The sequence below is a fragment of the Variovorax raffinosi genome, from assembly GCF_051216615.1.
GTDB lineage: Bacteria > Pseudomonadota > Gammaproteobacteria > Burkholderiales > Burkholderiaceae_C > Variovorax.
In genome coordinates, this window is the sequence record NZ_JBPJZR010000012.1 from 247,308 (window position 1) to 261,197 (window position 13,890).

Annotated in this window: 14 protein-coding genes; 9 read left to right on the top strand and 5 right to left on the bottom strand. The window is 66.2% G+C overall.

Going from position 1 to position 13,890, the window contains the following annotated elements; translation table 11 throughout:
* Positions 1 to 49: 49 nt before the first annotated feature.
* Genes ACSFB7_RS29935 through ACSFB7_RS29945 form a run of 3 tightly spaced genes read right to left on the bottom strand, consistent with a single transcriptional unit; the run spans position 50 to position 2,164 of the window.
* On the bottom strand, positions 50 to 778 hold the full coding sequence (locus ACSFB7_RS29935) for an amino acid ABC transporter ATP-binding protein (protein WP_435475952.1): 729 nt from the start codon (positions 776 to 778) through the stop codon (positions 50 to 52).
* On the bottom strand, positions 762 to 1,418 hold the full coding sequence (locus ACSFB7_RS29940) for an amino acid ABC transporter permease (RefSeq protein WP_435475953.1): 657 nt from the start codon (positions 1,416 to 1,418) through the stop codon (positions 762 to 764). Before ACSFB7_RS29940 ends, ACSFB7_RS29935 begins: the two co-directional genes overlap by 17 nt.
* Positions 1,415 to 2,164 carry an amino acid ABC transporter permease gene (locus ACSFB7_RS29945; protein ID WP_435475954.1) on the bottom strand — a complete coding sequence of 250 codons (750 nt, stop codon included), beginning with the start codon at positions 2,162 to 2,164 and terminating at the stop codon, positions 1,415 to 1,417. Before ACSFB7_RS29945 ends, ACSFB7_RS29940 begins: the two co-directional genes overlap by 4 nt.
* 120 nt (positions 2,165 to 2,284) lie before the next feature.
* Here ACSFB7_RS29945 and ACSFB7_RS29950 point away from each other — a divergent pair, with 120 nt between their 5' ends.
* The 7 genes from ACSFB7_RS29950 to ACSFB7_RS29980 all read left to right on the top strand — a co-directional run bounded on the left by ACSFB7_RS29950 (position 2,285) and on the right by ACSFB7_RS29980 (position 9,655).
* Positions 2,285 to 3,166 (top strand): FadR/GntR family transcriptional regulator, encoded by an 882-nt coding sequence (locus ACSFB7_RS29950; protein WP_435475955.1) that lies wholly within the window; start codon positions 2,285 to 2,287, stop codon positions 3,164 to 3,166.
* Positions 3,167 to 3,281: 115 nt separating this feature from the next.
* Positions 3,282 to 4,277, top strand: coding sequence for a Bug family tripartite tricarboxylate transporter substrate binding protein (locus tag ACSFB7_RS29955; protein ID WP_435475956.1), 996 nt, complete (start codon positions 3,282 to 3,284; stop codon positions 4,275 to 4,277).
* A 54-nt stretch (positions 4,278 to 4,331) separates the two neighbouring features.
* Positions 4,332 to 5,243 carry a 5-dehydro-4-deoxyglucarate dehydratase gene (gene kdgD, locus ACSFB7_RS29960; RefSeq protein ID WP_435475957.1) on the top strand — a complete coding sequence of 304 codons (912 nt, stop codon included), beginning with the start codon at positions 4,332 to 4,334 and terminating at the stop codon, positions 5,241 to 5,243.
* A 46-nt stretch (positions 5,244 to 5,289) separates the two neighbouring features.
* Entirely contained in the window at positions 5,290 to 5,745 is a 456-nt protein-coding gene (locus ACSFB7_RS29965; protein WP_435475958.1) for a nuclear transport factor 2 family protein, read from the top strand.
* A 15-nt stretch (positions 5,746 to 5,760) separates the two neighbouring features.
* The gene (locus tag ACSFB7_RS29970; RefSeq protein WP_435475976.1) at positions 5,761 to 6,747 is read left to right on the top strand and encodes a Bug family tripartite tricarboxylate transporter substrate binding protein; all 987 of its coding nucleotides are present in this window, start codon (positions 5,761 to 5,763) and stop codon (positions 6,745 to 6,747) included.
* A gap of 16 nt (positions 6,748 to 6,763) precedes the next feature.
* A complete protein-coding gene (gene gudD / locus ACSFB7_RS29975) occupies positions 6,764 to 8,125 on the top strand; it encodes a glucarate dehydratase (RefSeq protein ID WP_435475959.1) in 1,362 nt (453 codons plus the stop codon).
* A gap of 93 nt (positions 8,126 to 8,218) precedes the next feature.
* Positions 8,219 to 9,655 carry an aldehyde dehydrogenase family protein gene (locus tag ACSFB7_RS29980; RefSeq protein WP_435475960.1) on the top strand — a complete coding sequence of 479 codons (1,437 nt, stop codon included), beginning with the start codon at positions 8,219 to 8,221 and terminating at the stop codon, positions 9,653 to 9,655.
* 3 nt (positions 9,656 to 9,658) lie between these two features.
* Here ACSFB7_RS29980 and ACSFB7_RS29985 read toward each other — a convergent pair whose 3' ends face one another.
* Together ACSFB7_RS29985 and ACSFB7_RS29990 are read right to left on the bottom strand one after the other, a co-directional pair.
* Positions 9,659 to 11,242 carry an ABC transporter permease/substrate-binding protein gene (locus tag ACSFB7_RS29985; protein WP_435475961.1) on the bottom strand — a complete coding sequence of 528 codons (1,584 nt, stop codon included), beginning with the start codon at positions 11,240 to 11,242 and terminating at the stop codon, positions 9,659 to 9,661.
* 21 nt (positions 11,243 to 11,263) lie between these two features.
* Positions 11,264 to 11,566 (bottom strand): DUF6506 family protein, encoded by a 303-nt coding sequence (locus tag ACSFB7_RS29990; protein WP_435475962.1) that lies wholly within the window; start codon positions 11,564 to 11,566, stop codon positions 11,264 to 11,266.
* Positions 11,567 to 11,667: 101 nt separating this feature from the next.
* On the opposite strand from ACSFB7_RS29990, the gene ACSFB7_RS29995 reads away from it, so the two are divergent.
* Together ACSFB7_RS29995 and ACSFB7_RS30000 are read left to right on the top strand one after the other, a co-directional pair.
* Positions 11,668 to 12,558, top strand: a complete 891-nt coding sequence (locus tag ACSFB7_RS29995) for a LysR substrate-binding domain-containing protein (RefSeq protein WP_435475963.1) — start codon at positions 11,668 to 11,670, stop codon at positions 12,556 to 12,558.
* Positions 12,559 to 12,645: 87 nt separating this feature from the next.
* Complete coding sequence (locus ACSFB7_RS30000) at positions 12,646 to 13,752, top strand: ROK family protein (protein WP_435475964.1); 1,107 nt, start codon at positions 12,646 to 12,648, stop codon at positions 13,750 to 13,752.
* Positions 13,753 to 13,890: the final 138 nt, after the last annotated feature.

Consider the following 13,890-nt stretch of genomic DNA (forward strand, 5'->3'; position numbering starts at 1 on the left):
TCCTGGAGTTGGTTGGTATGGAGTGAATGAAGTGACCCGGGCCGCCTGCTTACAGCCCGTTGTTCAGGAAGGTGCGCAGCTCCTGCGTCTTGGGCGCGTCGAGCATGTCGCCGGGGCCGGTCTCCCAGACGGTGCCCTGGTGCATGTAGATGATCCGGTTGGCCAGGCGCTTGGCGAAGGCCATCTCGTGGGTGACGAGCAGCATGGTCATGCCGCCGGCCGCGAGGTCTTCCATCACGCGCAGCACTTCGCCGGTGAGTTGCGGGTCGAGCGCGGAGGTGACCTCGTCGAACAGCATCACCTTGGGCGACATCGCGAGCGAGCGCGCAATGGCCACGCGCTGCTGCTGGCCGCCGGAGAGTTGTTCGGGGTAGGCATCGGCCTTGGCCTTCAGGCCGACCTGGTCGAGCACGCGGATGGCCACGTCGGCCGCTTCGCCGCGCGACTGCTTCTTGACGTGGCGCAGCGCCAGCATGATGTTTTCCTGCACCGTGAGGTGAGGGAACAGGTTGTAGCTCTGGAACACGATGCCCACTTCGAGCCGCAGCTTCTTCAGATCGACGCTGGGGCTGTCGACGCGGATGCCGCAGACCTCGATGGTGCCCTTGTCGATCACTTCGAGCCGGTCGATGCAGCGCAGCGCCGTGCTCTTGCCCGAGCCGCTGGCGCCGATGATCGCGATCATCTCGCCCTTGGTGACTTCGAACGAAACGCCCTTCAGGACCTGGTTGCTCCCGAAGCTTTTGTAGACGTGGTCCAGCTTAACGATTGGCGACATTGAGTTTCTTCTCCATCGCTTCGCTCCAACGCGACAGCGGATAGCACAGGGCGAAATAGAAAGCGCCGACCAGGAAGAAAACCAGGAAGGGCTGGAAGATGGTGTTGTTGATGATCTGGCCGGCGCGCGTGAGCTCGACAAAACCGATCACCGAGGCCAGCGAAGTCATCTTGATGATCTGCACCAGGAAGCCGACCGTGGGCGGCAGCGACAGGCGCACGGCCTGCGGAATGATCACCAGGCGCAACGTCTGCCAGCGCGAGAGGGCCAGGCATTCGGAGGCTTCCCACTGCGGCTTGGGCATGGCCTCGATGCAGCCGCGCCAGATGTCGCCGAGGTAGGCGCTCACGTAAATCATCATCGCCAGCCCGGCCGCCACCAGCGAGGGCAGCGAGAGGCCGTACACCGACAGGCCGAAGTACACGATGAACAGCAGGATCAGCAGCGGAATGCCCTGGATGCATTCGATGTAGACCACCGCGAACCAGCGCAGCCAGGCGCGCGGCGAGATGCGCGCGAGCATCAGGCCGAAGCCACCGATGGCACCGAGCGCGAAGGCGATGGCCGAGAGCACCAGCGTCCAGCCGATGGATTGCACCAGGTACATCAGGTGCGTGAAGGTGAAGTGCCCCAGGCTCATGCGGCGCCCCCGTGGATCGCAACGGCGGCTGTCGATGCCGCCGGTTGCGCCTTGCCCGCTCGCGCAGCGGCGCGGCGCACCACGCGGCGGCGGCGGAACAGGTACTCGCCCAGCGCCCAGGTCACGAGCTTGATGAAGAGCGACAGCACGAGGTACAGCGCCGCGACCACGATGTAGGTCTCCAGCGAGCGGAAGGTGTCCGACTGCACGGTGTTTGCAATGGCCGTGAGTTCTTCGGCCGAGATCTGCGAGGCCATGGCCGAGGCCTGCATCATCAGAAGAAACTGGCTCGTGAGGGCGGGGTACACCTTCTCGATGGACGGCTGCAGCATCACGTGCCAGCCGATGCGCCACTTCGAAAGGCCCAGGCATTCGGCCGCCTCGATCTGCCCGCGCGGCACCGACTCCAGCCCGGCGCGGATGATCTCCGCCGCATAGGCCGCGATGTTGATCACCATCGCCAGCACGGCCGCCGCGAAGGTCGGCATGCGCACGCCGAAGCTCGCAAGGCCGAAGTACAGGAGGAAGATCTGCACCAGGAAGGGCGTGTTGCGCACGATCTCGATGTAGACGGTGCAGGCACGCGAGAGTGGCCTGATCTTGCTGCGCTTGGCAAAGGCCACCAGCGTGCCGATGCAAACGCCGATCACGACCGCGAGCGCAGTCATCTTGAGGGTCAGCCAGGCACCGTTGATGAAAACGGGCCAGTACGATGCCAACGGAGCGAAGTCGAGGGAATACTTCATGTGAGTGCCGTAGAGACCGCAAATGCCCCCGACGAGGCGGCTTGCGAAACGGCTTCGAAAGAGGTCAGAGTGATAAGTTATCGGTTGTCGTACAACTAATTGCAGATTATCATCGTGGCCATGGTTCAGTCGACTGCGGGTAATCCCTTGATGTCAGATGAAGCGGCGGAAACGGCCGCTCCGGCGGCGCCCGGCGCTGCTTTCGTGGGGCGCCCGCGCCCGCGTGCGCGCGGGCTGGCGCATGGACTGGTGGATGACCTGGGCGAGAAGATCCGCAGCCAGTCGCTGCGCCCCGGCGACAAGCTGCCGACCGAGTCGGCCATCATGCAAGCCTATGGCGTGAGCCGCACCGTGGTGCGCGAAGCGCTGTCGAAGCTGCAGGCCGGCGGGCTGGTCGAAACCCTGCACGGCGTGGGCACCTTCGTGCTGCAGCCGCGGCCGGGTGGGGTGTTTCGCCTCGACCCAGGCGAGATCGCCGCTTCGGTCGACGTGCTGGCGGTGCTGGAACTGCGCATCAGCCTGGAGACCGAATCGGCCGGCCTTGCTGCCAGCCGGCGCACCGACGAGCAACTGGTCGCCATGCGCCAGGCGCTCGACGACTTCGAACACAACGTGACAGTGGCCGGCGACACGGTGGCGCCCGACTTCCGCTTTCACCTGCAGATCGCCCAGTCGACCGGCAATCCGTACTTCGCGGACATCATGCGGCACCTGGGCACCACGATCATTCCGCGCACGCGCATCAGCGCCATTCGCACCCATGAGGGCGGCGGTGCGCCGTACCTGAGCCGCGTCAATCGCGAGCATGAAGAAATCTATGCGGCCATTGCGCGGCGCGACCCCGAGTCGGCCCGCGCCGCCATGCGCATCCACCTGACCAACAGCCGTGAACGGCTGCGCATGGCACAAGAGGCCGCGCAGCAAAAGGCAAAGGCCGAAGCCTCCGTGGGCATGCCTGCAGCAGGCGGCGCTGCTTCGTCCGACAACTCCCCCTCTCGCTGAGTTTTTTGTCCAGCCATGCTGGACAACTTGTTTCTCTAGTTGTACGATGACTGATCTCTTGTCCGGACATCCGGGCGAAGCCATGAGGCAGATCGAACAACAGGAGGCAGCAAGCATGACCATCAACCGACGCGGCGCACTCGGCGCCGCACTGGCCACGACGCTGGCCGCGACCTTGCCCGTGCGCGCATTCGCGCAGGGCAGCGGCAGTGGCGGCACGTGGCCGTCCAAGCCGCTCAGGCTCATCGTTCCGTACCCGCCGGGCGGATCGTCCGACATCATTGCGCGGTCCATCAGCCAGCCGCTGTCGGAGGCGCTGGGCCAGTCGGTGATCATCGACAACCGCGCCGGTGCCAACGGCAACCTCGGCGCCGACCTGCTGGCCAAGGCGCCGGCCGACGGCTACACCGTCATGCTGTGCGACCTCGGCGCGCTGGCCATCAGCCCGTCGCTGTACCCGAAGCTGCCTTTCGATCCGTCGAAAGACCTGCGCAGCGTGGCCATGCTGGCCTACTCGCCGCACCTGCTGGTGGTGCACCCCTCGGTGCAGGCGAGCACGCTCAAGGAACTCGTCGATCTGTCGAAGAAGAGCGATCTGAACTTTGCCGTTACCGCCAGCGGCAGCACCGCGCACCTTGCCGGCATCGAGCTGCAGCGCAAGGTCGGCGCCAAGTGGGAGTACGTGCCCTACAAGGGCGGCGTGCAGGCCGTGCTCGACACCGTCTCGGGCCAGACCCAGGTGCTCATGAACGGCATGCTCGCCACCTACCCGCAGGTGCAGGCCGGCAAGCTCAAGCTGATCGCCGTGTCCAAGGCCACGCGCATGCCGCTGATCGGCAACGTGCCGACCATCGCGGAGCAAGGCGTGCCCGGCTACGAGTCGGGCACCTGGCAGGGTGTGGTCGCGGCACGCGGCACGCCCGACGCGGTGATCGCGCGGCTCAACCGCGAATTGACCCGAATCATCCGCACACCCGACATCCGCGCCCGCCTCGCGGGGCAGGGCGCCGAGGTCGTGACCATGGCCGCGCCCGAGCAGGACCAGTTCTTCGCCAAGGAGCGCGCGCGCTGGGCGCAAGTGATCCAACAAGCCAACGTCAGGCTCGACTGACTGACTGGCCGCCAACCCTTCTTTCCTTTCCCAATCTTCACTGGACTTTTCCCGATGAACCCGCAAGAACTCAAGACCATCATGGGCTCCGGCCTGCTCTCGTTCCCGCTGACCGACTTCGACAGCAACGGCGACTTCAACAAGAAGGGCTACCAGCAGCGCCTCGAATGGCTCGCGCCCTACGGCGCGAGCGCGCTGTTCGCGGCCGGCGGCACGGGCGAATTCTTCTCGCTGACCGGCGACGAGTACCCCGGCATCATCCAGACGGCGGTCGACACCTGCCGCGGCGTGGTGCCGATCATTGCTGGCGCCGGCGGCCCGACGCGCTTTGCCATCCAGTGCGCGCAAGCGGCAGAGAAAGCCGGCGCGCACGGCATCCTGCTGCTGCCGCACTACCTCACCGAAGCCGGCCAGGAAGGCCTGGCCGCGCACGTCGAGGCCGTGTGCAAGAGCGTGAAGTTCGGCGTGATCGTCTACAACCGCGCATCGAGCCGCCTCAAGCCCGACACACTGGCCGGCCTGGCCGAGCGCAACCCGAACCTTGTCGGCTTCAAGGACGGCGTGGGCGACATCGAAGCCATGGTCGCGATCTACCAGCGCATGGGCGAGCGCTTCGCCTACCTGGGCGGCCTGCCCACGGCCGAGGTCTATGCCGCGGCCTACAAGGCCATGGGCACGCCGGTGTATTCGTCGGCTGTCTTCAACTTCATCCCGAAGACGGCGATGGACTTCTATCACGCGGTCGCCAATGACGACCTGCCCACGCAGCACCGCCTGCTGAAGAACTTCTTCATGCCCTACCTCGAGCTGCGCAACCGCGTGCCCGGCTATGCCGTGAGCATCGTCAAGGCGGGCGCAAAGATCGTCGGCCACGACGCCGGCCCGGTGCGCGCACCGCTGACCGACCTGAAGCCCGGCGAGATGGAACAGCTCAAGGCGCTGATCGACGCACTGGGCCCGCAGTAAGCCCCTTGCACAGGCACAACAACAAAAACGACGGAGACAACACGTCATGTCCTTCAAGAAGTTCTTCCTGGTCGCCGCCGCGGCCGCCATGTTCTCGGGCTGCGCGATGATGCCCGCGGGCAGTGCTGCCTCGGCGCAACCCGAGGTGGCCGCGGCCGCCGAGCGCCTGCGCGTCGCGATGATCGACCCGACCGCCGCCGCGCTCGGCGCGCTGGTGGCCGACGACCTGAGCTACGGCCACTCGGGCGGCAAGGTCGACACCAAGGCCAGCTTCATCAGCGACCTGCTGGATGGCAAGTCCGACTTCGTCAGCATCGCCATCACCGAGCAGACCATCAAGGTGGTCGACAGCAGCACGGCCATCGTGCGGCACACGCTCACGGCCGACACCAACGACTCGGGCAAGCCGGGCAAGGTCAGCCTGAAGATCCTCGGCGTCTGGCAAAAGCAGGGCGGCACGTGGAAGCTGCTGGCCCGCCAGGCCGTGCGCGTCGCACCCTGACCGGACACGCGAATGATGAACAGAAGACAAACGCTTGCGACGGGCCTTGCGCTCGCCGCCACCGCGCTGCTGCCCCTGCATGCTTCGGCCCAGGCCGATGCATGGCCGCTGCAGAAGCCGGTGACCATCATCGTGCCGTTCCCCGCCGGCGGTTCCACCGACATGGTGGCGCGCGCATTGGCGCTGCAGTTGCAGAACAAGCTCGGCGGCAGCTTCGTCGTCGACAACCGCCCCGGCGCCACCGGCACCATCGGCACCGGCTTCGTCAAGCGCGCGGCGCCCGATGGCTACACGCTGCTGGTGTCGTCGCTCGGTGCTTTCGTCGTCACGCCGCATCTGCAAAAGAGCGTGCCCTACGACGCGACCAAGGACTTCGACTACATCAGCGTGCCCGTGCAGGCGCCCAACGTGCTCGTTGCCAATGTCGCGCGGCCCGAGCACACGGTGGCCGACGTGCTCGCGCTGCTGCGCAAGACGCCGGGCAAGGTCTCGTTCGCGAGTTCGGGCAACGGCTCGTCCGACCATCTCTCGGCCGAACTCTTCTGGCAGCAGACAAAGACCGAAGGCGTGCACGTGCCCTACAAGGGCGGCGCGCCGGCAGTCAACGACCTGCTGGGCAACCAGGTCGACTTCTCGTTCCAGAACGTCAATGCGGTGCTGCCGCACATCCGCGCGGGCAAGCTGCGCGCCATCGCGGTTACCGGCGACAAGCGCTCGCCCGTGCTGCCCGACGTGCCCACGCTGGCCGAGGCCGGTGTGAAGGGTGCCGAGGTCTACTCGTGGCAAGGCATGGCCGCGCCCAAGGGACTGCCGCCCGCATTGAAGAAGAAGCTGAGCGACGCGGTGATCGCCGCGATGCAGGACCCAGAGACGAAGAAGCGCATGCTCGACCAGGGCCTTGAAATCGTCGCCAGCACGCCCGAAGATTTCACCGCCTTCCAGTTGCGTGAATGGACGCGATGGAAGACGCTCATCGACACCCGCCACATCACGGCAGACTGAAGCACCGAGCCTGAAGATGACAAGTCCTGAATCCGTAATTTCCAACGCCGTGTCGGGCGCGCCCGTCGTCACCGGCATGCGCGTCGTTCCCGTCGCGGGACACGACAGCATGCTGATGAACCTCAGCGGCGCCCATGGCCCCTTCTTCACGCGCAACCTGCTGATCCTGACCGATAGCGCCGGCCACACCGGCGTCGGCGAAGTGCCGGGCGGCGAGAAGATCCGCCAGACGCTCGAAGATGCGCGCGGCCTCATCGTGGGCCAGCCCATCGGCCGCCACAACGCCGTGCTCAACAGCCTGCGCAGCGCCTTCGCCGGCCGCGACAGCGGCGGCCGCGGCCAGCAGACCTTCGACCTGCGCGTGACCATCCACGCGGTGACTGCCGTCGAAGCCGCGCTGCTCGACCTGCTGGGCCAGTTCCTCGAAGTGCCGGTCGCGGCATTGCTCGGCGAAGGCCAGCAGCGCGATGCGGTGCAGATGCTCGGCTACCTCTTCTACGTGGGCGACCGCAAAAAGACCGACCTGCCGTACGAAACCGACCCCGGCGCCGACAACGACTGGTTCCGCCTGCGCCACGAAGAAGCCATGACGCCCGAATCGATCGTGCGCCTGGCCGAAGCCACGCATGCGCGCTACGGCTTCACCGACTTCAAGCTCAAAGGCGGCGTACTGCGCGGCGAAGAAGAAGTCGAGGCGATCCGCGCACTGCACGAGCGCTTTCCGCAAGCGCGCGTCACGCTCGACCCCAACGGCGGCTGGCTGCTGCAGGATGCGATTCGCCTGTGCCGCGACCTGCACGGCGTGATGGCTTACGCCGAAGACCCGTGCGGCGCCGAAGGCGTGTTCTCGGGCCGCGAGGTGATGGCCGAGTTTCGCCGCGCCACCGGTCTGCCGACCGCGACCAACATGGTCGCCACCGACTGGCGCGAGATGGTGCACAGCCTCTCGCTGCAGTCGGTCGACATTCCATTGGCCGATCCGCACTTCTGGACCATGCAGGGCTCGGTGCGCGTGGCGCAGTTGTGCCAGGCCTGGGGCCTGACCTGGGGCTCGCATTCCAACAACCACTTCGATGTGTCGCTTGCGATGTTCACGCACGTGGCCGCTGCCGCACCCGGCAAGGTCACGGCCATCGACACCCACTGGATCTGGCAGGACGGCCAGCGCCTGACCAAGGCACCGCTGCAGATCGAAGGCGGCTTCGTGAAGGTGCCGACACGCGGCGGCCTGGGCATCGAACTCGACATGGACGAAGTCGAGAAGGCGCACCAGCTCTACCTGAAGCACGGCCTGGGCGCACGCAACGATGCACAGGCGATGCAATACCTGATTCCCAACTGGACTTTCGACAACAAGAAACCATGCATGGTTCGTTGAAGGCGTAGTCTTCGTTTTCCATTCCCGCAGCCGGAGCTTCATCGCTCCGGCTTCTTTCTTTTCATCGAGCAGCAGCAAAGCAAGGAACCCCTCATGCAGAACTTCGACAACCTGATCGCGGGCGAATGGCGTGCCGGCGCAAGCTACAGCCCCAACCTCAACCCCAGCAACCTGGCCGATGTGCTGGGCCAGTACACGCAGGGCGATGCCACGCACGTCGATGCGGCCGTGGCAGCCGCCACCGCAGCCTTTCCGGGGTGGGCCACGGGCAGCATTCAGGCGCGCTCGGATGCGCTCGACAAGATCGGCACCGAGATCCTTGCGCGCAAGGAAGAGCTGGGCACGCTGCTCGCACGCGAAGAAGGCAAGACGAAAGCCGAAGGCATCGGCGAAGCCACGCGCGCGGGCCAGATCTTCAAGTTCTTCGCGGGCGAATGCCTGCGGCTGTCGGGTGAAGTCTTGCCTTCGGTGCGCCCTAACATCGGCGTCGAGATCACGCGTGAACCCGTTGGCGTGGTCGGCCTCATCACGCCGTGGAACTTTCCGATTGCCATTCCCGCGTGGAAGATCGCACCGGCACTGGCCTTCGGCAACTGCGTGGTGCTCAAGCCCGCCGACCTCGTGCCGGGCAGCGCCTGGGCACTGAGCGAAATCATCAGCCGCTCGGGCATTCCGGCAGGCGTGTTCAATCTCGTGATGGGCCGTGGCAGCGTGATCGGCGAGGCGCTTGTCCAACACCCCGGCATCCATGCGATCAGCTTCACCGGCTCGGTGGGCGTGGGCCGCAACATCGCGATCCAGTGCGTCACCAACCACAAGAAGGTGCAGCTCGAAATGGGCGGCAAGAACCCGCAGGTGATCCTGGACGACGCCGACCTGGCACAGGCCGTGGAGCTGAGCGTGCAGAGCGCCTTCTATTCGACCGGCCAGCGCTGCACCGCATCGAGCCGGCTCATCGTGACCGAAGGCATCTACCCGAAGTTCATCGAGGCGATGAAGGCGCGCATGGCCAAGATCAAGGTCGGCGATGCGCTCGCGCAAGGCACCGACGTGGGCCCGGTCTCGTCGAGGTCGCAGCTCGACCAGGACATGGAATACATCGCCATCGGCAAGGGTGAAGGCGCCACGCTCGCGGCCGGCGGCGAACGCCTGAAGCTGGAGACCGACGGCTACTACATGTCGCCCGCGCTGTTCAGCGAATCGGCGGCTGCCATGCGCATCAACAAGGAAGAAATCTTCGGCCCGGTCGCTAGCGTGATCCGCGTGAAGAACTACGAAGAAGCGCTGGCCACCGCCAACGACACCGAGTTCGGCCTCTCGGCCGGCATCGCCACCACCTCGCTGAAGTACGCCACGCACTTCAAGCGCCACAGCCAGGCCGGCATGGTGATGGTCAACCTGCCGACGGCGGGCGTCGACTATCACGTGCCGTTCGGTGGCCGCAAGGGCAGCAGCTACGGCCCGCGCGAGCAGGGCAAGTACGCGCAGGAGTTCTTCACGACCGTGAAGACCGCCTACACGCTGGCCTGATCTTCAGGCTGGTGGCAGCGAACTCGGTGGTGCGCGTCGACGGCGGCGCATCACGAGTTCGATCAACTCGAAGATGCCTTCGCTCAGCAGCGCCATCGCGGCGGCCGGCAGCGCGCCGGCCAGCAGCAGTTCGCGGTCATTGAGCGCCAGCCCCGTCACGATGCGCTCGCCGAAGCCACCAGCGCCGATGAAGGCCGCGATGGTCGCGGTGCCGATGGCAATGGCCGTGGCCGTTCGCACGCCGGCCAGCAGCGTGGGCAGCGCAAGCGGCAGCAGCACGAGTTGCAGGCTCTGCGGCGGCGTCATGCCGAGCGCAGTGCCGGCCAGCCGCAGGCCGTTCGGCACTTCGCTCAGGCCCGTCACCGTGTTGCGCATGATCGGCAACAGTGAATAGAGCGTGAGCGCGATCAGCGCCGGCAGCGCGCCGATGGCGCCGAGCATCGAGATCAGCACCGCCAGCAGCGCCAGCGACGGCACGGTTTGCAGCACGCCCGCAAAGCCGAGCACCAGCGCGCGCAGCCGCAGATGCGGAAACACCAGAATCGCGAGCGGCACGCCGATCAGGATGGCGACGCCCACCGACACCGCCACCAGCAGCAGATGCTGGCGCGCGAGCTGCCAGAGGTCGGGGCCGAACAGCTTGGCGGTGAAGCCGCGCTTGGCCTCTTGCGGCTGCTGCGCACGGCCGTCCTTGCCGGCGCTCGCGATGAAGTCGCTCGCAATCACATCGAAGGGCGCGCTCTGCAGCTCGGCGCGCGCGTTCATCGCGATCATGGCGTGCTCATCGACCTTGCCTTCCAGCGTTTGAAGTGCGGCCCACGCCTTGGGCAGTCGTGTGGGCAGGTCGAGCCTGTAGAGCACCACGGCGTCGTAGCGCGGAAAGTATTTCTTGTCGTCTTCCAGCACGCGCAGGCCGAGGTGGTCGATCTTTGCGTCGGTCGTGTAGATGTCGATGGCATCGATCTGCTTCGCCGCCACGGCCTCGTAGGCCAGCCCATGGTCGAGGCCGGTCGGTGTCTGCGTGAAGCCGTAGCGAGAGGCCAGCCCCTTCCAGCCATCGGCGCGGCCGAGGAATTCGTTCGACAGCCCGAGCTTGAGTTCGGGGTGCTTCGCCAGGTCGCTCAGCGTGCGCAGGCCGAGCCGGTCGGCATCGGCCGCCCGCACCGCCAGCGCATAGCCGTCGTTGAAACCGAGCGGAATGGCCACGCCCAGGCCCATCGGCGCGAGCGCGGCGTTCATCGCCTCGCGTGTTTCCGCCGGCGAACCTTTGAGGATTTCGAGCGCGATGGTGCCGGTGTATTCGGCATAGAGGTCGATGGCGCCCGAGCGCAGCGCCTCGTAGACGATGGCCGTGTTGCCCAGCCCTTGCCGCACCACGGGCGGCGATGCGGTGTGCGGCGCAGCGGTTTGCGCCAGCAGCTCGGCCAGGATGTACGACTCGGTGAAGCGCTTGGAGCCGACCCGCAGCGTCTCGTCGGCGGCTTGTGCGGATGCCGTGACACCGAGCCAGACCAACGAGAAGAGCAGGATGGCGCGCCAGAGGGTGCGGCGGGGCGATTGCATCCAGGCCAGTGTATAGACATGCATGGCGCCCGGCCACCCGCAGCCTCAGGTGGCGAAGAGCCGTGCCAGTGCATCGATCGATTCCGGCCCGTAGCCGACCGAGCCCACGGGCACCGCGCCGTCGATGGCCGAAAGCACCGCCGCGGTGCCTGCAGGGCCGAAGCCGCCGCAGAGTTCGATGAGCTGGACGCCTTCGGACAGCAGCGCGCGTGCGGCCTGCGGTCCCTCGGCGGCCGTGGGCACGCCGACGGTCACCATCCGGAAAGCACCGGCCTCCAGCACGCAGCGGTCGCGCGACGGGTCGAGCCCGGCGCCGGTGACGATGAATCCGAATCGGGTGAGAGCCATTTCATTTCTCCAGGAAAGAGGTTGCGATCGCCGGATGATTCCGCTTCGGTCTATGCTCGTCCACGTCCGTTTTGAATAGAAAACAGACCTGAAAGGTCTCAATGCTCGACTTGCAGCAGCTTCACTATTTCGTGGCCGTCGCCGAATCGGAAAGCATCGCGCGTGCCGCCGAGCGGCTGCACATCTCGCAGTCGCCGCTCAGCCGGCAAGTGATTGCGCTCGAAGCCCGGCTCGGCCTGGTCCTGTTCGCGCGCAGTGGCAAGCGCCTGAAGCTCACGGCCACCGGTCGGCGGTTTCTGGATGAGTGCAAGCTTCTGCTGTCGGCCTCGGCGCGGCTGGAGTCCCGGGTGCGTGACGAAGCGACGGGCCGGGCCGGAAGCATGTCCATCGGCCATGTGGAGAGCGCGGTGCATGCCGGCGTGCTGCGCAAGGCATTGCGCGCGCTCAGGCGGCAGTCGCCGGAGGTCGAGGTCCAGTTGCATGCGTCGCGGTCCGCTGCGCAGTTCGAGGCGCTGCGCCGCGCGGAGATCGATATCGGCTTCACGCACAGGCCACCGCCCTCATCGGACGCGAACGAACTCGCCAGCCGGCGCGTGGCCCGGGAGCCGTATCTGTTGGCCGTTCCGGGCGACCGCGCATTGGCTTCGGGCCGCCGTGCCAGCGCCAAGGCACTGGACGGCGAACACTTCATCTTTCTGCCCCGACAGGCCACGGAGGAGGGGCGCTCGCAAATGCTGCAGGCCTGCGAGCAAGCGGGCTTTTCGCCCGACATTCGCCACGAGGCCGCCGAGCCTTCCACCGTTCTCGAATTGGTGGCCTGCGGGCTGGGGCTGGCCATCGTGCCGTCCGGGCTGAAGCGGCTGGCGCCGTCCGGCGTGGCGTGGGTCGAATTGCCCCGGGGGTTTCCGCTCGAACTCGAAGTCCATGCGGTGACGCGGCGGGTGTCGAATGCGCTGACGGATCGGCTGCTGGCGTCGCTGCCCGCCGTCTGATCTGCCGCCGCATTCGTTCGCCTCCTACACGCCGTGGTGCGCGAAGCCGATGCAGCCGGGCCGTGCATCGGCCCATAGTCGATCGCCATGAAGTCCAAGCCCACCAAGACCAAGTCGAAGACCAAGGCCCGATCACCCCAGCCGCAAAAGAGCGACCTGCCAGGCCCCGAAGTCCACGGCCTGCGCGAGCTGCCGGGCCTGCGGGTTGACGGCTACAGCCTGCAGTTGCGCGACAAGGACGGCTTTGTCGGTGACCAGGCCAGCCAGACGGCTTTCAGGGAACTGCTCGAACGCTGGCGCAAGCGTCGTCGCAAGAAGGGCAAGGACCCGCTGGGCCCCTCGCATTCGCGCGATCTCAGCAAGAGGGAACTCGACCGCGTGCTGCAGGAGAAAAAAGCCTCCGAAGCCGCCGACGTGATGCACGGCGCCATCGAGGAATTCGCGGAAGAACTGGCTTTCGTGATCCAACGCTTCATGCGCCAGCCTTCGTGGCAGAAGGTGCAGCGCATCGTGGTCGGCGGCGGTTTTCCCGAGAGCGACGTGGGCGAGCGCGCAGTTCTGCAAGCGGGTGCGATCCTCGAAGACATGGGTGTGCACGTGCAGCTCGGACGCCTCTCGCACAACGTGGACGACGGAGGCCTGATCGGATGGGTGCACCTCACGCCGCCCGCCATGCTGAAGAAGCACGACGCGATCCTTGCGGTGGACATCGGCGGCACCAACGTGCGCTGCGGCATCGTCAAGACACGGCATCGCAAGGCGGCCGACTTCTCGCTGGCCAAGGTGGTGCGCCGCGAGAAATGGCGCCATGCGGACGAGGGCCCGAACCGTGGCGACATGGTCGAGCACATTGCCGACATGCTCGAAGACATGGTGGTCTACAGCGAGCGCAAGAAGATCCGGCTCGCGCCCTTCATCGGCATCGGTTGCCCGGGCCTGATTCGCCAGGACGGCTCGATTGCACGCGGTGCGCAGAACCTGCCCGGTGACTGGGAAAGCCACGCGTTCCACTTGCCCAGTGCGCTGTGGCGCCGCATGCCGATGATGGGCTCGGGCCCGACGCTGGTGCTGATGCACAACGACGCGGTGGTGCAGGGCCTGAGCGAGTTGCCTTTCATGCGCGATGTGCGGCATTGGGGCGTGTTGACCATCGGCACGGGGCTGGGCAACGCGAGCTTCACCAACGTGCTTTGAGGGCGTGTTGGGGCGCTGCTGTTCAGGGCGGCACTCACGCCGACACGGTGCTCTTTTTCGCGAATGTCCCCCGCTTCGCTCCTCCTTTATTTTCCATCAGAGGGTTAAAACCACCGGCTTTCAGCCGGTCAGCTTTAG